This is a genomic window from Candidatus Williamhamiltonella defendens (assembly GCF_900699045.1).
Lineage (GTDB): Bacteria > Pseudomonadota > Gammaproteobacteria > Enterobacterales > Enterobacteriaceae > Hamiltonella > Hamiltonella defensa_A.
The window spans coordinates 1-21,007 of the sequence record NZ_CAADHL010000005.1; the positions used below are offsets into that span (position 1 = coordinate 1).

Annotated in this window: 14 protein-coding genes and 1 tRNA gene; 7 read left to right on the top strand and 8 right to left on the bottom strand. The window is 38.5% G+C overall.

Annotation, left to right across the window (positions count from 1 at the left end; genetic code table 11):
- The first annotated feature begins 248 nt into the window (after positions 1-248).
- The 7 genes from purH to nadD all read left to right on the top strand — a co-directional run bounded on the left by purH (position 249) and on the right by nadD (position 9,785).
- A complete protein-coding gene (purH, locus tag CICURV3402_RS05455) occupies positions 249-1,883 on the top strand; it encodes a bifunctional phosphoribosylaminoimidazolecarboxamide formyltransferase/IMP cyclohydrolase (protein WP_158380165.1) in 1,635 nt (544 codons plus the stop codon).
- 87 nt (positions 1,884-1,970) lie between these two features.
- On the top strand, positions 1,971-3,257 hold the full coding sequence (purD, locus tag CICURV3402_RS05460) for a phosphoribosylamine--glycine ligase (protein ID WP_158380201.1): 1,287 nt from the start codon (positions 1,971-1,973) through the stop codon (positions 3,255-3,257).
- A 74-nt stretch (positions 3,258-3,331) separates the two neighbouring features.
- On the top strand, positions 3,332-4,783 hold the full coding sequence (gene trkH / locus CICURV3402_RS05465) for a Trk system potassium transporter TrkH (protein WP_158380166.1): 1,452 nt from the start codon (positions 3,332-3,334) through the stop codon (positions 4,781-4,783).
- Between the two features lie 86 nt (positions 4,784-4,869).
- Positions 4,870-7,479, top strand: coding sequence for a leucine--tRNA ligase (gene leuS, locus CICURV3402_RS05470; protein ID WP_158380167.1), 2,610 nt, complete (start codon positions 4,870-4,872; stop codon positions 7,477-7,479).
- Positions 7,480-7,540: 61 nt separating this feature from the next.
- Positions 7,541-8,035: an LPS assembly lipoprotein LptE gene (gene lptE, locus CICURV3402_RS05475; RefSeq protein WP_235667697.1), complete on the top strand. Its 495-nt coding sequence runs from the start codon at positions 7,541-7,543 to the stop codon at positions 8,033-8,035.
- A gap of 18 nt (positions 8,036-8,053) precedes the next feature.
- Positions 8,054-9,112: a DNA polymerase III subunit delta gene (gene holA, locus CICURV3402_RS05480; RefSeq protein WP_158380168.1), complete on the top strand. Its 1,059-nt coding sequence runs from the start codon at positions 8,054-8,056 to the stop codon at positions 9,110-9,112.
- Positions 9,102-9,785, top strand: coding sequence for a nicotinate-nucleotide adenylyltransferase (nadD, locus tag CICURV3402_RS05485; RefSeq protein ID WP_158380169.1), 684 nt, complete (start codon positions 9,102-9,104; stop codon positions 9,783-9,785). The genes holA and nadD overlap by 11 nt, the downstream gene beginning before the upstream one ends.
- Positions 9,786-9,966: 181 nt before the next feature.
- On the opposite strand, the gene lpdA is transcribed toward nadD, so the two are convergent.
- From lpdA to murB, 8 genes are all read right to left on the bottom strand, one after another.
- Positions 9,967-11,403 carry a dihydrolipoyl dehydrogenase gene (lpdA, locus tag CICURV3402_RS05490; RefSeq protein ID WP_158380170.1) on the bottom strand — a complete coding sequence of 479 codons (1,437 nt, stop codon included), beginning with the start codon at positions 11,401-11,403 and terminating at the stop codon, positions 9,967-9,969.
- 16 nt (positions 11,404-11,419) lie between these two features.
- Positions 11,420-13,009 carry a pyruvate dehydrogenase complex dihydrolipoyllysine-residue acetyltransferase gene (gene aceF, locus CICURV3402_RS05495; RefSeq protein ID WP_158380171.1) on the bottom strand — a complete coding sequence of 530 codons (1,590 nt, stop codon included), beginning with the start codon at positions 13,007-13,009 and terminating at the stop codon, positions 11,420-11,422.
- A gap of 26 nt (positions 13,010-13,035) precedes the next feature.
- Positions 13,036-15,702 (bottom strand): pyruvate dehydrogenase (acetyl-transferring), homodimeric type, encoded by a 2,667-nt coding sequence (gene aceE / locus CICURV3402_RS05500; RefSeq protein WP_158380172.1) that lies wholly within the window; start codon positions 15,700-15,702, stop codon positions 13,036-13,038.
- Positions 15,703-16,207: 505 nt separating this feature from the next.
- A tRNA-Leu gene (locus CICURV3402_RS05505) sits at positions 16,208-16,292 on the bottom strand.
- Positions 16,293-16,527: 235 nt separating this feature from the next.
- The gene (locus CICURV3402_RS05510) at positions 16,528-17,832 is read right to left on the bottom strand and encodes an aromatic amino acid transport family protein (protein ID WP_158380173.1); all 1,305 of its coding nucleotides are present in this window, start codon (positions 17,830-17,832) and stop codon (positions 16,528-16,530) included.
- 296 nt (positions 17,833-18,128) lie between these two features.
- A complete protein-coding gene (gene nth / locus CICURV3402_RS05515; RefSeq protein ID WP_158380174.1) occupies positions 18,129-18,776 on the bottom strand; it encodes an endonuclease III in 648 nt (215 codons plus the stop codon).
- A 197-nt stretch (positions 18,777-18,973) separates the two neighbouring features.
- Complete coding sequence (gene birA / locus CICURV3402_RS05520) at positions 18,974-19,930, bottom strand: bifunctional biotin--[acetyl-CoA-carboxylase] ligase/biotin operon repressor BirA (protein WP_158380175.1); 957 nt, start codon at positions 19,928-19,930, stop codon at positions 18,974-18,976.
- Entirely contained in the window at positions 19,927-20,958 is a 1,032-nt protein-coding gene (gene murB, locus CICURV3402_RS05525) for a UDP-N-acetylmuramate dehydrogenase (protein WP_158380176.1), read from the bottom strand. Before murB ends, birA begins: the two co-directional genes overlap by 4 nt.
- Between the last annotated feature and the right edge of the window lie 49 nt (positions 20,959-21,007).

Genomic DNA, 21,007 nt, shown 5'->3' on the forward strand with positions numbered 1-21,007 from the left:
ATTATTCACTCTCACGTCAGTGCACACACACATTATCTGATAAATTTTTAAAGAGCTTCTTCCTAATCCTAATATGACCGCGCATTCTACGTACTTATTCTATCCAGTCAACTCCTTTAGTCCATTTGTTTAATTCCAATCAACATCTATATGTTGATTTATTTAAAAAAAGATTATAGCACCTTTTTTTAAATTCGGTATATCATTTTGTAAACAAATTTTAGTGATACGCTAAAGGAATAAAATTCATGTCTTTAAATTCTTTAATAAAACGCCCAATTTGCCGCGCGCTAATCAGCGTGTCTGATAAAACGGGTATTGTTGATTTTGCCACAGCATTGTCTTCACTTGGAATACAATTGATGTCTACTGGAGGTACTGCAGAATTGCTTTCTAAAAAAGATATTAAAATTCAACGCGTTTCTAGTTATACCGGGTTCCCAGAAATAATGGGAGGACGTCTTAAAACACTGCATCCTAAAATACATGGAGGGATCTTGGCTCGACGAGGCCAAGATGAGCCTATACTAGAAGAGCATGGGATTGAGTCTATTGATATGGTCATTGTCAATTTATATCCCTTTTCCCAAGCTATTGCTGAAACTGATTGCTCCTTAGAACATGCGATTAAGAATATTGATATTGGCGGACCAACAATGATTCGCTCCGCTGCAAAAAATCATCAAGATGTAGCGGTGATTGTTCATTTCTCTGATTACTCATCGATCATAGATGAATTAAATAAAAATAAAAATACGTTAAGTCATTCAACGCGTTTTTCTTTAGCGACTAAAGCATTCCAACATACGGCTGCCTATGACAGTATGATCAGTCATTATTTTGATTCATTAAATTCCTCTCAACCTTATTTTGATTCATTAAATTCCTCTCAACCTTTTTTTCAAAACCAAAAATATTTTTCTTTTCCAGATAATCTCCATCTTCAATATATTAAAAAACAAGACATGCGTTATGGTGAAAATCATCACCAAAAATCCGCTTTTTATGTAGAAAAAAAATCAATAAAAAGTGGTATCTCGAATGCCAAGCAATTACAGGGGAAACCTCTTTCATACAACAACATCAATGATGCTAATACGGCACTTGAATGTGTAAAAGAATTTACTAAACCTGCTTGTGTTATCGTAAAACACGCTAATCCTTGTGCCGTTGCCATAGATGATGATTCTATTTTTTTAGCTTATGCAAAAGCCTATGCCAGTGATTCGCTTTCAGCGTTTGGCGGTATTATCGCTTTTAATCGAACTTTATATCTCAATACCGTTGATAGCATTATGCATCACCAATTTGTCGAAGTCATTATTGCCCCGGCCATAAACGAAGAAGCTAAATTTGCATTAGCAAAAAAACCTAACGTTCGTGTTTTAATTGCTAAAATCCAAGATGAACCTCTTCCCAGTTTACATTTTAAAAGCGTTCAGGGTGGGCTACTGGTACAAGAAAATGATTTAGGTATGATTACGCCGTCTGATTTAAAAATTGTTTCAACACGTCAACCTACAAAAAAAGAGCAAGAAGATGCTCTATTCGCTTGGAAAGTAGTCAAATATGTCAAATCAAATGCCATCGTTTACGCAATAAAAAATAGAACGATTGGGATTGGCGCCGGACAAATGAGCCGTATTTATTCGGCTAAAATTGCGGGTATGAAGGCAGTGGATGCAGGATTAACCCTAGAGGGCTCTTCTATGGCCTCCGATGCTTTTTTGCCTTTTCCTGACAGTATCGATGAAGCTTCAGCTTTAGGGGTTACCTGTATCATCCAACCTGGTGGTTCTATCAACGATGCTCACGTTATCGCCCGTGCTGATAAAAAAAATATAACAATGATTTTAACGAATATGCGTCATTTTCGCCATTAAATTGATTAAATACAAAAACATCCGAGCCTTATTCTAAAAAGTAACCCATAAAACTTAAAAATATTTACGGAATTTTGTATGAAGAAAATAAACGTCTTAATTATCGGCAATGGAGGCAGAGAACATGCGCTCAGTTGGAAAGCGGCTCAGTCCCCTTTAGTGAATAAAGTTTATGTCGCTCCTGGCAATGCCGGCACTTTTTTAGAGCCCATGTTAGAAAATGTGCTGATTGATACCTGTGATATTTCAGGATTATTAAATTTTGCTCAAACTCAACATATCGGCTTAACCATCGTAGGGCCAGAGGCCCCTTTAGTGATGGGTATTGTTGACGCTTTTCGTTCGGCGGGCCAAGTGATTTTTGGTCCTACTCAAGCCGCTGCTCAATTGGAAGGATCAAAGATTTTTACTAAAAATTTTTTAAACCGACACAACATTCCGACGGCAGAGCATAAAGCTTTTACGGATCAAGAAGCAGCATTGCATTATGTTCAATCCAAAAACGCTCCTATTGTCATTAAAGCGGATGGATTAGCAGCGGGAAAGGGCGTTGTACTGGCAATGTCTCAGAAAGAAGCGGAAAGTACCATCAAAGATATGCTATCTGGTCAAGCTTTTGGAGATGGCGGGCATCGGATTATAATTGAAGAATTTCTTGAAGGTGAAGAAGCTAGCTTTATCGTCATGGTTGACGGAGAAAATGTGTTACCCATGGCAACCAGTCAGGATCATAAAAAAGCTTATAACGGTGATCAAGGCCCCAATACAGGTGGAATGGGCGCTTATTCGCCAGCACCGGTTATTACTGATGAAATATATGAAAAAGTCATGCAGAAAATTATTCTCCCCACCGTAAAAGGTATGGCGGATGAGGGGCATGAATATACTGGTTTTCTTTATGCCGGATTAATGGTTTGTAAAAATAGGAAACCTAAAGTTATTGAATTTAATTGCCGTTTTGGAGATCCAGAAACGCAACCCATTATGTTACGAATGCGCTCAGATTTAGTAGAACTTTGTTTAGCCGCGACAAAAAGGCAACTGAAAGGAAAAAATGCCATTTGGGATGAACGCTGCGCGTTAGGTGTCGTGTTGGCCTCGCAGGGTTACCCTGGAGAATACCAACAAGGTCATATAATTTCAGGGTTGCCTTATAAAGAAAGATCGGATGAAAAAATATTTCATGCGGGCACTCGATTTAATGAAAATCATCATATCGTCACCTCTGGTGGAAGAGTGCTTTGTTTAACAACATTAGGTAATGATATTTCTAAGGCAAGAAAAAGGGTATATCAACTTACAAAAAAGCTTCAATGGGAAGGCTGTTTTTTTCGAAAAGACATTGGATATAGGGCCATTGAACGAAAAAATTAGTTCAGGATTGATTGTATGCCCCTCTCAAAGGTTCAAATACCTTAATCCGCTTTTAAAATAAGGAAGCTGATGAAATGCATTTTCGTGCGATAACCCGCATTGTTGGGTTGCTAGTCATGTTATTTTCTGGAAGCATGTTTATTCCAGGTCTGGTCGCTTTGTTTTATCGTGATGGAGCAGGAAAAGCCTTCACGCAAACTTTTTTTGTTGCCCTCATCATCAGTTTTTTTCTTTGGTTTCCAAACCGCAGGCACAAAAGTGAATTAAAAGCTCGTGAAGGTTTTTTGATTGTCGTGCTTTTTTGGACGGTATTAGGCAGCGTGGGTGCATTACCTTTTTTATTTTCGGAACGACCTAATCTTTCTGTGACGGATGCTTTTTTTGAATCCTTTTCTGGGTTAACGACAACAGGAGCGACTACTTTGGTAGGATTAGATACTCTACCAAAAGCGATCTTGTTTTATCGACAAATGTTACAATGGTTAGGTGGTATGGGGATTATCGTACTGGCGGTTGCCATCCTACCTCTTTTAGGAGTAGGAGGTATGCAGCTATATCGCGCTGAAATGCCAGGGCCGCTCAAAGAGAATAAAATGCGCCCTAGAATTGCTGAAACCGCTAAAACATTATGGTTTATCTACGTTGTATTAACCATGACCTGCATGTTTTGTCTTTGGGGTGCAGGGATGTCAATATTTGATGCGATTTGCCACAGCTTTTCTACAATTGCGATTGGAGGATTCTCTACGCATGATACCAGCATTGGATATTTCGATAATCCTATTATTAATACCATTATTGCTATTTTTCTTTTAATTTCTGCTTGTAATTTCGGCCTACATTTTGGGCTATTGAGTGGCCGTAGTATAAAAGTATATTATCATGATCCTGAATTTTGTACATTCATTTTTCTTCAGTTTATACTTGTTATACTCTGCACCTTTGTACTATGGATCCATAATGTATATCAAACGGGTTTAACCGCATTGAATCAGGCTTTTTTTCAAGTGATTTCGATGGTCACCACCGCTGGTTTTAGTACACATAGTATTGCTCAGTGGCCATTATTTTTACCCATGTTACTATTATGTAGTTCTTTTATTGGAGGATGCGCGGGATCAACAGGTGGTGGATTAAAAGTGATTCGTATTTTGCTATTATATCTGCAGGGATCGCGCGAATTAAAAAAATTGGTTCACCCTAATGCTGTATACACCATCAAATTGGGTAATAAGGTATTACCTGATAGGGTCTTGGAAGGAGTATGGGGGTTTTTTTCTGCTTATCTGGCTGTTTTTATTTGTAGCATGTTGGCGATTATTGCGACCGGAGTTGATGAATTTTCTGCTTTTTCTGCAGTAACCGCAACTTTAAATAACTTAGGGCCTGGTTTAGGTATCCTACGGGACAATTTTACAGGCATCAATGCTGAAGCTAAGTGGATATTAGTGCTCACCATGTTATTTGGACGCTTGGAGATATTTACTTTGTTGGTTTTGTTTACTCCTACTTTCTGGCGTGAGTGATACGATTTTTTAAGAAACACTAATACTAAAAAGTGTATCAATCTGACACCTCATATTTCATTTTTATATTTAGGATAATACTGATTATGCAAGATATTTATCGTCCTCAAGATATTGAATCTCATGTTCAGCAGCATTGGAACCAAGCACAGACTTTTACCGTTAAAGAAGATCCCAAAAAAGAAAAGTATTATTGTCTTGCGATGTGGCCTTATCCTTCTGGCCGGTTACACATGGGGCATGTACGAAACTATACCATTACAGATGTGATTGCGCGTTACCAAAGAATGCTGGGGAAAAATGTGCTACAGCCCATTGGTTGGGACGCTTTTGGTTTGCCTGCGGAAGGCGCCGCTATAAAAAATAAAACTTCGCCCCTTGATTGGACGAAAGCCAATATTCAATATATGAAAAAACAGTTGCAATCTCTGGGTTTTTCGTACGATTGGAGCCGAGAACTCACGAGTTGCAAGCCCGAATATTATCGTTGGGAACAATGGTTTTTCACTCAACTTTACGAAAAAGGGTTGGTGTACAACAAAACCTCTGATGTCAATTGGTGTCCACAAGATTTCACTGTGTTAGCGAATGAGCAAGTGATAGACGGGAGATGCTGGCGTTGTGACAGTAAAGTAGAGCGTAAATCGATACCGCAATGGTTTATTAAAATCACCGCCTATGCAGATCAACTATTAGATGATTTGGATGAATTAGAACACTGGCCTGAGCAGGTCAAAACGATGCAACGCCATTGGATTGGGCGATCAGAAGGTGTAACTATTCGATTTACACTCGATCATGATGAGAAAACAGATTTAACTGTTTATAGTACGCGTCCAGATACTTTGATGGGAGTAACTTTCATCGCCATCGCACCAGATCATTTTTTCTCTACTGAGATAGCTAAAGATTTTCCATCTGTATCCACGTTTATTGATGAATACCGTCACATTAAGATGACAGAAGCAGAAAGGGCGGCCATAGAAAAAAAAGGCATTGATACTGGTTTCTTTGCCCTGCATCCATTAACGGGGGAAAAAATCCCTATTTGGGTGGCCAATTTTGTATTTATGGAATACGAAACTAGCGCAATCATGGGAGTTCCGGGGCACAATCAGCGGGATTGGGAATTTGCTACTCAATATCATTTGCCGATAAAAACGGTCATTTTATTAGAAGATGGTACAGAACCGGACGTAAAAAAAAAACCTTTAATAGAAACAGGCAGGTTATGTCATTCAGGTGAATTTAACGGTCTTTTATACAAGGAGAGTCGTGATCGGATTATCGATAAATTAGTGGATTTAGGAACAGGTCAGAGAAAAGTCAATTATCGTTTGCGTGACTGGGGAGTCTCTAGACAACGTTACTGGGGCGCGCCCATTCCCATAATCACACTCGAAGACGGGCGTATTATCGGAACACCAGAAGATCAGTTGCCAGTCATTCTGCCAGAGAAAACATTTATAAAAGACATGATTAATCCACTCAAAGCGGATCAAGACTGGGCCAAAACAAGCATCTCTGGTCAGCTCGGGATACGTGAAACAGATACCTTTGATACCTTTATGGAATCTTCCTGGTATTACGCGCGCTATGCTTGTCCAAAATACGATCAAGGCATGATCGAGAAATCCGCAGCGAATTATTGGCTGCCAGTCGATCAGTATGTGGGTGGAATTGAACATGCGATCATGCATCTGCTTTATTTTCGATTTTTCCATAAATTAATGCGTGACCAAGGGTTGGTGTATTCGAAAGAACCTGTAAAACGTTTGTTGTGCCAAGGCATGGTGTTAGCGGATGCTTTTTATTACAACGCCCAGAATGGCGAACGTGTTTGGATTTCTCCTACGGATGTGACTATAGAACGCGACAATAAAGGCCAATTTTTAAACGCGTTTGATGCCAAGGGCCATCATCTCATTCATGCCGGTATGAGTAAAATGTCTAAATCTAAAAATAACGGTATTGATCCTCAAACCATGGTAGAGAAATACGGTGCTGACACTGTCCGTTTATTTATGATGTTTGCGTCTGCCCCTGAAATAAATTTGGAATGGCAAGAATCGGGCTTAGAGGGGGCTTATCGTTTTCTAAAACGTCTTTGGCGATTCGTTTTTGATCATATTATTCAAGGCCCTACTCAGCCTCTTAAAAAAGAAAACTTAAATTCAGCCCAAAAAAAATTAAGACGAAATTTACATAAAACTATTGCAAAGGTAACCGATGATATTGGACGTCGTCAGACATTTAACACCGCTATTTCGGTCATTATGGAGCTTATGAATCAACTTTATCGAGCGCCTATCAATACAGAGCAAGATCGCGCTCTGATACAAGAAGCCTGTATTTCTGTGATAAAAATGCTATACCCCTTTACACCGCACATTTCGTTTGTGCTATGGCAATATCTGCATAAATCTCATGATGAGACACATCCACTTGATATTGACGACAGCTTATGGCCTGTGGTCGATCAAAGCGCCTTGATAGAAGATGAAACGTTAGTCGTAATTCAGATAAATGGAAAAATACGCGCTAAAATTACAGTTCCTATGAATTCAACACAGCAAGCAGTTTATAAATCTACATTACAAGAGCCTACTATCATAAAACATCTCAATGGCATCACCCCGTCTCATGTCATTTACATTCCCAATAAACTCTTAAATTTAGTGCTCAACAATGAATAAAAATAAAATTACAGAGACACACTCTTTCGTATCGCTTCTTTTTTCATGGACGATAGGATTTATGATACTCACCACCATAGGCTGTGGTTTTCATTTAAGAGAAATCACTGAGGTACCCAAAGAATTCCAAACTCTCATACTGAACAGCAGTGATCCATATGGCCCTTTGTCCCAATGTATTCGTCAAGAATTACACCTCAATCGGGTGATCATTTTGGATGATAGCCAACGCACTGATCTCCCTACTTTAAAGATCGTAGATTCATCACAAAGAACAAATACGGTGTCTATTTTTCAAGATGGGGTTAAGGCTGAAAATCAGCTTTCACTGACCATATCAGCTGAAATACTAATACCAGGTAGTGGTATTTATCCGATACAAGTGACGGTATTTCGCTCTTTTCTAGATAACCCTTTAATGACGTTACCTAAAGAAGCCGAGAATGAAATTCTGACTAAAGAAATGATGAAACAAGCGGCAAAAAAATTAATTCGACACTTCACTAAAGTTCATGAAGATCTTTTAAAAGCTTCGAAAACCTCTGACATATATTAAACCTAAAGTGACAGTGAAATGAAGCTGATTGATGCTGAGCAATTACAGGAGCACCTACAAATGCATTTGAGTGCCTGTTATTTGCTCTATGGTGATGAGCCCTTGCTGCTACAGGAAAGCCAAGATCATATTCGTGAAGCGGCTCTTCGGAGGAATTTTACAGAGCATTTTACCGTGACGATAGAAGGAGATACAGAATGGGAGAATATCTTTCGTATTTTTCAGGAATTGAGTCTTTTTTCTTCTCGGCAAACGATTTTGGTGATTTTTCCACACAAGCTGTTACCTGCTTCAATGAAAGATAGATTAGGGCAATTAGTTCAGTTGTTACATCAAAATATTTTACTAATGATGAGCTTTTGTAAGCTGACCAAGGTACACGAAAATAGCCCTTGGTATAAAACGTTAGCGCCTTATGCGTGCAAAATCAATTGTGAAAAACCAAATCACCAAAGGCTGCCGGCCTGGATTAAAACGCGAAGTAAAAGTTTATGTTTTGATATAGATTTACCTTGTATTGAGCGGCTTTGTGAATGTTATGAAGGGAATATTCTAGCGCTTTCACAGCTCTTAACCCTTCTTTCGTTAGTCTATCCAAACGAGCAACTCAGCTTTCCTAAAATTGAGCCTCTGTTAAATAATTTTGCACATTTTACACCATACCAGTGGGCAAATACTCTGCTGGAGGGTAAGACGGAACGCGCCTTACTGATTTTAAAAAAATTGCAACAAGAAGAACATGAACCTGTTATTTTACTGAGAATATTACAGCCAGATCTGTTGTTATTAGTGACTTTAAAACGTGCCATGGCAGAATTTCCCCTAATAACCTTATTTCAGCAGCATCAAGTTTGGCAGAGTCGTCATACTTATTTTACTCAGGCGCTACAACGCCTTTCACAGAAAGTCTTAAAACAAGGTGTCCATCTATTTTGTCAAATAGAGACATCTTTAAAGCAGGATTATACACTTTCAATATGGGCCGAACTAGAGACCCTTTCTTTGTTGTTATGTGGGCACCCTGTGCTTGGCCTCTATCCTCAGAGTTTCACTGAATGTTTTCTTGATGAACCTTAAATATAAAGATAAATATGGAAGTCCTCTTCTCTGTGCTTGGTTTGGCGGTACTTTTGATCCTATTCATTTAGGCCATTTAAACGTTGCCTCTGAATTAGCCAGACAAACTGGTTTAAAAAAAGTTTATTTATTGCCGAATCATATCCCCCCCCATCGATCACAGCCTATCGCGACCGTACAGCAACGCTGGGATATGTTATCACTAGCCATACAACATCAGCCCTTATTTAGCCTTGATGATCGTGAGTTGCGGAAAAACGGCCCCTCTTATACTTTGGATACAGCCAATCAAATACGTCAGGCATATGGTGATATCACACCTTTGGCTTTTATCATGGGAGAAGATTCTTTTTTATCCTTACCGAGATGGCATGATTGGGAATCTTTTTTTGAGCTTTTTCATATTTTGGTTGGCGCCCGCGCCTGTGAAGGAAACATAACGCATTTTCTTCAACAGAAACCCGGACTAAAATCCCGTCAAATAAAACAAAATCATGTCACACAAAAGTTACATCAACAACCATATGGTTTTTTTTATTTAGCAAAAACTCCATTATGGCCTATTTCTTCAAGTGAAATCCGACATCGTTGCCAGTCTGGGGAATCTTGTCAATCTCTTTTACCCGCTTCAGTTTGGGAGTATATTAAACTAAAAAAGTTATATATTATCTGAACAAATGTATCCATCCCTGGTCGTTGATTTCTTCCTTCTGAAATAAAAATATCATATCAAATGTAGGATTATCTAATAATCTGGAATAAATGAAAACGCTTTAGTATCTAATTAAGGCATATAATTAATTAAAATTACTTGATTAACAGTGCTATAGCTTAAGTTTTGCTTACCCTGAGTTTTATTGTGCTTTACTTTTTTTTGCTTTCAAATTAGGCAAATCGGTGATGCTGCCTTCATAAATTTCAGCTGCTAATCCCACAGATTCATATAAGGTCGGATGAGCATGGATAGTTAAGGCCATATCTTCCGCATCACATCCCATTTCGATGGCCAACCCGATTTCTCCTAGTAATTCTCCGCCATTACTGCCGACAATCGCACCGCCCATAATACGACCCGTCTTTTTATTAAAAATCAACTTAGTCATCCCCTCTGAACAATCAGAAGCAATGGCTCGACCTGAAGCGGCCCAAGGGAAAATGGCTATTTCATACTCAATACTTTTTTGTTTGGCTTCTTTTTCTGTTAATCCTACCCAAGCGACTTCAGGTTCAGTATAAGCAATAGAAGGAATGACTTTGGGATCAAAATAGTGTTTGAACCCAGCAATGACTTCCGCGGCCACATGGCCTTCGTGTACGCCTTTATGAGCTAACATCGGTTGGCTTACAATATCACCCACTGCAAAAATATGGCGAATATTAGTGCGTAATTGTTTATCCACACAGATAAAACCTCGTTCATCCACCGTCACGCCTGCTTTTTCAGCGTTGAGCAATTTTCCATTGGGTTTCCGCCCAATAGCCACCAAAACAGCATCATAACGGTGCTCTTCAGGGGTGTGATTGCCTTCCATCGTGACAAAAATACCGTCCTTTTTATCTTTGACTTGAAGGACTGTGGTTTGAAGCATGATATTAAATTTTTTCTCGATCTTTTTGGTGAAAATTTTGATAACGTCTTTATCAGCCTCAGGGATTAGTTGATCTGACATTTCAACGACGTCAATCTTTGACCCCAGTGCTTGATAAACGATCGCCATTTCTAAACCGATAATCCCTCCGCCAATCACTAATAAACGTTTCGGAATGGTTTCTAGTTTCAATGCATCAGTCGAATTCCAAATGCGAGGATCTGCATGCGGAATGAGAGGAAGTTCTATTGAGCTCGAACCCCCCGCAATAATCGCATTATCAAAGCGGATTTCAGTTTGTTCTGCATTTTGAGTTGTGACCAACATAGTGTGAGATCCGCTAAATTGAGCTTCGCCTGTTATCACCTTGACCTGACGCATTTTCGCCGTGCCCGATAGTCCACCGGTAAGCTTTTGAATTACTTTGTTTTTCCATCCTACTATTTTCTTTAAATCAATTTTTGGTGCACCAAAACTCACTCCATGTTCTTCTAGTATTTTTGTATCTGAGATCACTTTAGCAACATGGAGTAATGCTTTAGAAGGAATGCAACCTACGTTTAAGCACACTCCCCCTAAGAGGGCGTAACGTTCAACTAATAGTGTTTCTAACCCTAAATCTGCACAGCGAAATGCCGCGGAATATCCTGCCGGGCCTGCCCCAATCACGACGACTTGAGTTTTTATTTGCGTATTCTTCATTAAAACCTCATTAGTGTTACATAATCAGACGACGAATATCAGCCATGATAACGCTGATATGACTCACGAAACGAGCACCTACCGCACCGTCAATCACCCTATGATCAAAAGACAGTGATAAAGGCAGCATTACACGAGGAAGAAACTCTTTCCCGTTCCAAATGGGTTTAATGGCAGATTTTGACACGCCAAGAATGGCCACTTCAGGGGCATTCACAATCGGCGTGAATGCCGTTCCTCCAATCCCACCTAAACTGGAAATGGTAAAGCATCCCCCCTGCATATCCGAAGCGGTTAATTTACCTGAGCGTGCCTTTTGAGAAATCAACATCAGTTCTTTGGATAGATCAATCACACATTTTTTATTCACGTCACGAAAAACAGGCACGACCAGGCCATTCGGTGTATCGACCGCCACCCCAATGTTGATGTATTTTTTTAAAATCAGTTTTTTCCCATCTAACGACAAGGAACTGTTAAAGCGGGGGAAGGTTTCTAAGGCCTTCGCTACAGCTTTCATCATAAAGACGACAGGCGTGATTTTAACGTCAATCTTCCTTTTTTCTGCTTCGATGTTTTGTTTTTTCCGAAAATCTTCAAGGTTTGTAATATCTGTTTCATCAAATTGGGTGACATGAGGGATCATGACCCAGTTACGACTGAGATTATCCCCAGTCATTTTTTGAATTCGTGTTAATACTATTTCTTCTGTCTCACCAAATTGGTTAAAGTCGATCTTTGGCCAAGGCAAAATGGGCGTTAGGTTTCCTTGGCGAGAAGATGTGAATTCTACAGTCTGTACTGCATTTTTTATATAAGATTGAACGTCTTCTTTTAAGATGCGCCCTTTACGTCCGGTCCCTGAGACTTTTTCAAGATTAACGCCCAATTCACGCGCAAACCGGCGAATCACTGGCGTCGCATGCGTATAAGCTTCATCTGTGAAGGAAGGAGTTGTTTTTTCTATGCTTGTTATCGTGTTCGAAGATGCACTGGGCTTGGAAGGAGTGATTTCTGGTTTTTGCTTAGGCAGCGACTCTGCCGTTTTTTGAATTTTTTGATCGAGTGTAGATGTGATTTTCTCTATTGTATTCATGATCACGATCATCGAACCGGTTTTAACTTTATCCCCTGTTTTTATTTGAATTTCTTTCACTGTGCCTGAAAAAGGAGCTGGCACTTCCATGGAAGCTTTATCCCCTTCTACGGTGATCAAAGACTGTTCTTTTGTTACAGAGTCCCCCACTTTGACTAAAATCTCAGTGACTTCTAATTCATCAGATCCTACATCCGGCAAAGACACTGTCTTTGTGTTTTCTTGAGCAGGTATAGCAGGGGCTGGTGTCTTCTCTTTTTTTTCTGAGACAGCCTCTATGCTAGATTCAAAAAGCATGATCAATTTGCCGGTTTCGACTTTATCTCCAACGGAAACTTTGATTTCCTTTATCGTGCCTTCTTGTGGAGAGGGAATGTCCATTGAGGCTTTATCTCCTTCAACACAAAGCAACGTTTGCTCTGGCACCACGACATCGCCGACATTTACCATGATTTCGATGACTTCTGGGGTTTCTATACCGATATCAGGCATTTTAATTTCAATCACCATTGATGAGTTACCTTTTGAAAATGATTTTATGCTAAACGGGGATTTTGTTTATTCGGATCGATATTAAACTTTATCATCGCTTCTTTAACTTCTTTAGGATTAAAAACCCCTATTTTAGTGAGCTCTGTCAATGCAGCAATTACCACATAAGCCGCATTTACCTCAAAGTGATGTCGTAAATTTTCACGGCTATCGGAACGCCCGTAACCGTCTGTTCCTAAAACACGAAAATGACGAGTGGGAATGAAGGGCCGAATTTGTTCCGCAAATAATTTCATGTAATCCGTGGAGGCAATCACCGGGGCTTGATGCAAAATTTGAGCAACATAAGGCACCTTCGGTGTTTCGGCGGGGTGCAACATGTTCCATCTCTCACAATCTTGACCATCACGTGCTAATTCAGTAAATGAAGTCACACTGTAGACATTAGAGGCAATGTCATACTTTTGAGATAAAATCTGAGCGGCCTCGCGAACGTGACGCAAAATAGCCCCTGATCCCATTAACTGAAGTTTAGATTTTTTACCAGGCAGGATTTCTAATAAATAAATGCCTTTGCCTATACCTTCTTCTGCCCCATTTGGCATCGCGGGCATGTGATAATTTTCATTTAAGGTGGTCAAATAATAGTAAACATTTTCTTGCGCTTCGCCATACATCCTTTCAAGGCCTTTATGCATAATGACAGCCACTTCATACGCATAAGCAGGATCGTAAGAAATACAATTTGGAATGGTTAACGATTGAATGTGACTATGACCGTCTTCATGCTGCAAACCTTCCCCATTAAGCGTCGTACGCCCTGAAGTGCCGCCTATTAAAAATCCACGTGCCTGTTGATCACTTGCTGCCCAGCACAGATCTCCGATCCGTTGAAACCCAAATATAGAATAATAGATATAAAAAGGAATCATCGGGAGATCGTTTGTACTATAAGACGTGGCTGCGGCTAACCAAGAAGAAGCGGCGCCAAGCTCATTAATTCCTTCTTGTAAAATTTGCCCTTTGGCATCCTCTTTATAATAAGCGACTTGTTCATGATCCTGCGGGACATATTGTTGACCGCGGGGATTATAAATGCCAATTTGGCGAAACAACCCTTCCATACCAAATGTACGTGCTTCATCGGCGATGATAGGCACAATTCGATCTTTAATAGATTTATTTTTTAACATCACATTCAATACTCTCACAAAAGCGATGGTCGTAGAGATGTGTTTTGTTTGCTCTTGAAACAGAGCACTGAAATCTTTTAGTGAAGGGAGCTCTAGTTTTTGTGTGAAATTTTTCAAACGAGATGGTAAATATCCGCCTAAAGATTGACGTTGATGATGCAGATATTTCTCTTCTTCAGACTCCTTTTCAAAGGTGACATAAGGCAATTTTTCAATATCTTCGTCTTTGACAGCGATGTCAAAACGATCTCTAAAATAGCGTATCCCTTCCATATTGATCTTTTTAAGTTGATGAGCAATATTTTTTCCTTCACACGCTTCACCCATCCCATAGCCTTTAATAGTATGAGCCAGAATTAGAGTGGGTTTTCCCTTGGTCTCTTGTGCTTTTTTCAAGGCTGCAAAAATTTTAATAGGATCATGCCCCCCTCTGTTGAGGGCCCATATCTCATCATCGCTCATATCTTTGACTAAAGCTGCCGTTTCAGGATATCGCCCAAAAAAGTATTCGCGTATATAAGCGCCATTTTTAGATCTAAAGGTTTGATAATCGCCATCTACAGTTTCATTCATCAATTGGACTAGCTTACCACTGATATCTCTACTCAGTAGATCATCCCAGCGCCCTCCCCAAATTATCTTGATGACCTGCCAACCTGCGCCACTAAAAATCCCTTCGAGCTCATCAATAATTTTCCCATTTCCGGTTACGGGGCCATCAAGACGCTGTAAGTTACAATTAATAATAAACACCAAATTATCGAGCTTTTCTCGAACGGCAATAGTAATAGCGCCTTTAGATTCGGGTTCATCCATTTCTCCGTCTCCTAGAAAGGCATATACCCGTTGCTTAGAGGTGTTTTTTAAACCTCTGTGTTCAAGATATTTTAAAAATTTAGCTTGATAGATGGCATTAAGAGGCCCTAAACCCATAGAAACGGTCGGAAATTGCCAAAATTCCGGCATTAATTTAGGGTGTGGATAAGAAGAAAGACCTTTTCCTTCGACTTCTTGGCGAAAATAATCAAGTTGCTCTTCTGTTAAACGACCTTCTAAAAAAGCCCGAGCGTAAATACCCGGGGAGATATGGCCTTGAAAGAAAACTAAATCTCCACCGTCGTGTTGATTAGGGGCACGAAAAAAATGATGAAAGCAGACTTCATAAAAGGTCGCAAAAGATTGAAAAGACGCAATGTGCCCGCCTAAATCTAAATCTTTTTTCGATGCTTTTAGAACCATCATGATGGCATTCCAACGAATCGCTGCTCTAATACGGCGTTCTAGTTTTAAATCTCCTGGATAAGGGGGATCGTCTTCTGTTGAGATAGAATTGATATAATTTTTTTGGAGAGATCTTTGAGAAAGAGGGGCTCCCATTTTTTGAGCGGCACTTAACACTTGATCTATCAGATACTGAGCACGCTCAACACCTTCTTCACGGATCACCGATTCAATCGACTTTCGCCAGTCTTGTGTTTCGATATAATCCACGTCATTGTTTGATAAAGGATCTGACATGCTGATTATTCCTTATACTTATTTTTTGAGTTAAACAACATTTATCTTTAAGTTTTTCAATAACTTTAATGGCATCCCCTATTTTGTAAATAAGATCTCTAAAGTGGTTCCCTCATTTGCAGATTTCATCCCGTAACAGCCCTCAAACCATGTTTACTCTATGCTTTTAGTTTTTACTCTTCTTCGCCTGACGATCTATATAACATCTAACAATTATCAGCTCCGATAAAAATGGTGAGCATTTTAACACTTAGGCCAACAATTGAGCAATCATCATTAAATAATGCAGCACGGCTGTTTCATAACATATGCTTGAATAAAAGCCATACTAGAGTAATTTTTACTTATTTTAAAAAATCAGATGCTATAAAAAGATATAATGAGAGAAGAGTTGGAAGAATGAGAAGTATTCTGGATCAAGCTTTTTTAGATACAAAATAAGATGTTTTACGTTGTTATATTAGACCAACAATAATAACTACTGTTAATTTTATTAATTTACTGATGGTGCCGAAGGCCGGACTCGAACCGGCACACCCGAAAGCGGTTGATTTTGAGTCAACTGCGTCTACCAATTTCGCCACTTCGGCACTGAGAAAAGTCGGTTATGAAAAACGACAGCGATTATACCCGAGCTTCTTTTCTATGCAACTTTTATATAAAAAGCGTTATTACAAATAATTGGGCTTCATCAAATCTCTGGTGAACACTGAGCATTTCCCCTCAAAATGCCTATCTGATGAGCAGCATAAACGATAAATAAGACTGCTTTTTCGTCAATTGTCTTACTCATACAAAAGGTGGGCCTATATACATTGGGTCGGATTAGGGAGCCCAAAAATCTAATAAATTATAAAGAATAGCAGAGATTGCCATTAACCCCATAATCACCACAAAAATATTACTCATATATCCACTATATTGACGCATTGCCGGAATTTTATGGATAGCATACATCGGCATTAAGTAAAGTAATATGGCAATAATAGGGCCGCTCAGGGTTTCAATGATACCCAGTATACTAGGATTTAGCGTCGCTACTATCCAGGTGCTTATCAGCATAAAGATGGCCGTAATACGGTTTAAATACGTCGTATTTACCTTTTTATGCTGAGTACACATTAATTGGATCACTAACCGACTGAATCCTTCTTGAACTCCGAGATAATGCCCCAAAAAAGATTTTGAAATCGCAATAAAAGCAATAATAGGCGCGATGTAGGCAATAACAGGACTATTATAATGATTTGCTAAATAAGACAAAATAGAAATATTCTCTGATTTTGCCTGTACTAAATCCAAGGGAGATAGAGAAAGCACACAGCTAAAAACAAACATCATCACCGTGATCACCATTATGATATGGCTCCATGCCAAGATACTTCCGCATTTTTTTTCAGCATCTACGCCGTATTTTTTACGGCTTGCTACTGCAAAAGCCGAAATAATCGGCGAATGATTAAACGAAAATACCATCATAGGAATAATGAGCCATAAAGTCATTAAAATACTCTTGGTAAAGGTGGTTTCGCTGGAAAATAGATTTAAAAAAATAGCATCTGACCAGTAGGGGATTAAATAAAAAGTCAGTAGCATTAATACGAAAATAAATGGGAAGGCCAAAATACTTATGGCTTTCACAATCACACTTTTTCCAAAATGGACAATACTCATTAAGCTAAAAATTAAAATAAAGGATAAAAATACACGTGGTGGGGGAGAGATGTGCATTTGATGTATTAAAAAGCTCTCGATCGTATTGGTGATGGCCACACTGTAAACCAGTAAAATCGGATAAATCGTAAAAAAATACAGCAATGTGATTAGTGTAGCGGCTCTGACACCAAAATGTTCTTCTACTACTTCTGTAATGTCCTTGTCTGGATGTACCCCAGAAAGTACAAAACGACAAAGACCTCTGTGAGAAAAAAAAGTCATTGGAAAGGCAATCAGCGTCATGATTATCAGTGTCAATAAACCGCCAATACCTGCGTTGATAGGTAAAAAAAGAACTCCCGCGCCAATAGCGGTGCCATATAAGCTTAACATCCACATGGTGTCATTTTTGGACCATGGCAGAGCATCTTTCGATGTTTTTGAAACCAAGGGGAAATTTTTAATTATCTTCATAATAGTTATTGTAATTTTCTATGATTTTTGTGGGGATTGATCCTTATAAAAATAAGGATTTTCATTAAAATATCATATATTAAAATAATAAAAAACCCGATAAACAAAACCTAAAAAGGAAATTTATCGGGATCCTCGATACGATGTGGATTGTAAAAGCAATGGCATATGTTATGACTTTTAAAAAATAAAAAAGTTCTTATAAAGTATAAAAAATGATAGGATTTATTTTTTGAAGGAAGATATAAAAATACCTATAGGAAAAACGGATAGAACAACGACTTATTTTAAAATATTTATAACGAAGCCATCAATTCTGTTTTTTCTTTAAATTCACATAAATCCCAAATGATGCAAGAGCCACAACGTGGCTTACGCGCGATACAATGGTATCTCCCGTGGAAAATCAACCAATGGTGACAATCTTTTTTAAATTCCTCTGGTACGACCTTAAGCAATTTTTTTTCAACCAAAACAACATTTTGACCAGATACGAATTTCGTTCTGTTACAAACACGAAAAATGTGAGTATCAACAGCAATAGTCGGCCAATCAAAAGCGGTATTAAGAACCACATTAGCTGTTTTACGCCCGACACCGGGCAGAGATTCTAATACTGCTCTATCTTCGGGCACGGCCCCTTGGTATTTTTCCAACAACAGAGAACAGGTTTTAATAATGTTTTCGGCTTTGATATTAAATAATCCAATGCTTTTAATATATTCTTTGAGCCTATTGACGCCTAATGATAAAAGCGCCTTTGGTGTATTCGCTATAGGATAGAGTTTTGCAGTAGCTTTATTTACACTAAGATCAGTCGCTTGAGATGAAAGCAAGACTGATATTAACAATTCAAAGGGAGTGCTGTACACTAGTTTAGTACTAGACAGAGGATTTTGATCACGTAAACGAGCTAAAATTTCCCTGCGTTTTTTTTGATTCATTTCTATTTTCTCTATCAAATATGTAATTACCATGCCGATTGGCTGATTGTTTTATCCCTAGCCATATTTTGATGTTTTTTATATCTTTGAGGCGCAAATCCCAGATTTTTATCTGTCATTTTAAAAAATCGAGGTTTCATCGTCATACAAATTGAAATGTTTATAATCCGTTTTACTCAAACTTCTGTGAACACAAATCATCTTCCACGAAGAGAAATATCTCCAATTTGATAAGTTTTGATGCCTCCTTTTGTTTCTAATAATAACCCCCCGTATTGATCAATACCTCTCGAAATGCCTTGTATTTGTTGATTCCCGAGGATTAATTTGACAGGTCGATTAAGATAATTATCCAACTCGTTCCACTTCGAAATAAAAGTCGATAAACCTGTCTTTTCAAATACAATGAGTTGAGAACGTAATTTCAATAATAATAAAACAGTTAATTTATTACGATCTATTGTTATTCCTGCTTCTTTGAGATGGCTCCAATTTTGCTCAATCCCTTTGTTTGATAAAGTGTTGTTGATATTAAGACCCATACCAATAATCACTTGAGCGGGTTTAAATTTTTTTCCCAGAAGCTCCACCAAAACTCCTGCCAATTTTTTATCCCGATAATACAGATCGTTTGGCCACTTCACGCGGATATCTAGCCCCCCCAAATTGTGCAATACTTCCGTGATAAGAATCCCTATGACCAAACTTAATCCGACAGCCGATGCCGTCCCTCTTTCGAGTCTCCAAAACATCGAAAGATAAAGATTTTGCCCAAAAGGTGAAACCCATTCTCTGCCCCGCCTTCCTCGCCCTGCTGTTTGGTGCTCCGCGACACAGGCATCACCAGAACGGAGTGTCTCTATATTATCTAATAAATACTGATTGGTTGAATCGACTAAAGCCAATACTTTTATCCGTCCTTCAGGTAAATCTCTCAATATTTTTTTTTCATCCAGTAATTCAATAGGAGACAATAAATAATATCCCTTAATTGTTTGAAACTTGATTTCCAGCCCCCAATGTCGGAGCGTTTGAATATGTTGATTCAAGACTGAAAGACTTATTTCAAGATATTCCTCTAATTGTTTTCCTGAATAGGCATCCCCCGTTGATAAAATTCGGATTAAGCGAAAAAGCTCGATAAAATTTTTCACGATAAAACAGCCATTGGATTGATTTCTCCTTCAGCAGAAATAAACCGTACTTCAGGTTCTAAGTAAACTGAAAATGTTAAAGCAACCTTTTGATAAACATAACGTGCTAGATCTAATATATCTTGACTGGAGGCATGATTTTTATTTATCAAGACTAATGCTTGATGAGCATGGACAGCAGCACCGCCTATTGTATATCCTTTTAAATGACATTGATCTATTAGCCAGCCTGCAGCTAATTTTACTGTTCCGTCCGCTTGAGGGTAATAAACCAAATTAGGATAATTTTTGATCATTAAAGCAGCGGTATCTCGATCCACATTTGGATTTTTAAAAAAGCTTCCGGCATTCCCGATTAACATCGGATTAGGGAGTTTATTTCGCCTAATCGCACAAACAAAATCAAAAATCTCTTTTGCCGTTACCTTAAAAGGATCTAGTGTTTTTAAATCACCATAATCTAGTTGAGGCGCCCAGCACTTCTTTAGCTTAATGCCGACAGCAATAATAAAACAGGTTTTATAATGATGTTTAAAAATGCTGTCTCTATATCCAAAACGGCAATCTTTTCTACTCAATCTTTGGCAATCAGCAGTACAGGGATTTAGTAGATCGACGTATTCACAAATTTGATCGAATTCAACACCATATGCTCCAATATTTTGTATGGGTGCTGCTCCTACAGAGCCTGGTATTAAAGCAAGGTTTTCTAAACCTAAGATATTATTTTGTAATGTGTAGCAGACTAATTCATGCCAGTTTTCACCTGCGCAAACATGCAAATGCCAATCAGTTTCACTTTCTGTGTAACTGATCCCTTTTATTTGATTTAATAGCACAACACCTAAAAAATCTTCCAAAAAGAGGACATTACTGCCCGATCCCAAAAAAATAAAAGGAAGTTTGAAATTTTTTGTATTATAAAAAGCCTCAATTAAAATGTTGACTGAATCTACGGTAATCACATCAACTGCATGGGCAGGAATAGAAAACGTATTTAAACGTTTTAGAGATTTAAGAGGCATCATATAATGAAGTTGATTTTTCCATCTATTTTTTAGTTTTAGATAATATCAT

Excerpts from the sequence above, each read along its gene's own strand:
- nth (WP_158380174.1), bottom strand. The coding sequence starts at position 18,776 with ATGAATCAAAAAAAACGCAGGGAAATTTTAGCTCGTTTACGTGATCAA.
- murB (WP_158380176.1), bottom strand. The coding sequence starts at position 20,958 with ATGATGCCTCTTAAATCTCTAAAACGTTTAAATACGTTTTCTATTCCT.
- aceE (WP_158380172.1), bottom strand. The coding sequence starts at position 15,702 with ATGTCAGATCCTTTATCAAACAATGACGTGGATTATATCGAAACACAA.
- aceF (WP_158380171.1), bottom strand. The coding sequence starts at position 13,009 with ATGGTGATTGAAATTAAAATGCCTGATATCGGTATAGAAACCCCAGAA.
- purH (WP_158380165.1), top strand. The coding sequence starts at position 249 with ATGTCTTTAAATTCTTTAATAAAACGCCCAATTTGCCGCGCGCTAATC.
- leuS (WP_158380167.1), top strand. The coding sequence starts at position 4,870 with ATGCAAGATATTTATCGTCCTCAAGATATTGAATCTCATGTTCAGCAG.
- lptE (WP_235667697.1), top strand. The coding sequence starts at position 7,541 with ATGATACTCACCACCATAGGCTGTGGTTTTCATTTAAGAGAAATCACT.
- holA (WP_158380168.1), top strand. The coding sequence starts at position 8,054 with ATGAAGCTGATTGATGCTGAGCAATTACAGGAGCACCTACAAATGCAT.
- nadD (WP_158380169.1), top strand. The coding sequence starts at position 9,102 with ATGAACCTTAAATATAAAGATAAATATGGAAGTCCTCTTCTCTGTGCT.
- trkH (WP_158380166.1), top strand. The coding sequence starts at position 3,332 with ATGCATTTTCGTGCGATAACCCGCATTGTTGGGTTGCTAGTCATGTTA.
- CICURV3402_RS05510 (WP_158380173.1), bottom strand. The coding sequence starts at position 17,832 with ATGAAGATAATTAAAAATTTCCCCTTGGTTTCAAAAACATCGAAAGAT.
- lpdA (WP_158380170.1), bottom strand. The coding sequence starts at position 11,403 with ATGAAGAATACGCAAATAAAAACTCAAGTCGTCGTGATTGGGGCAGGC.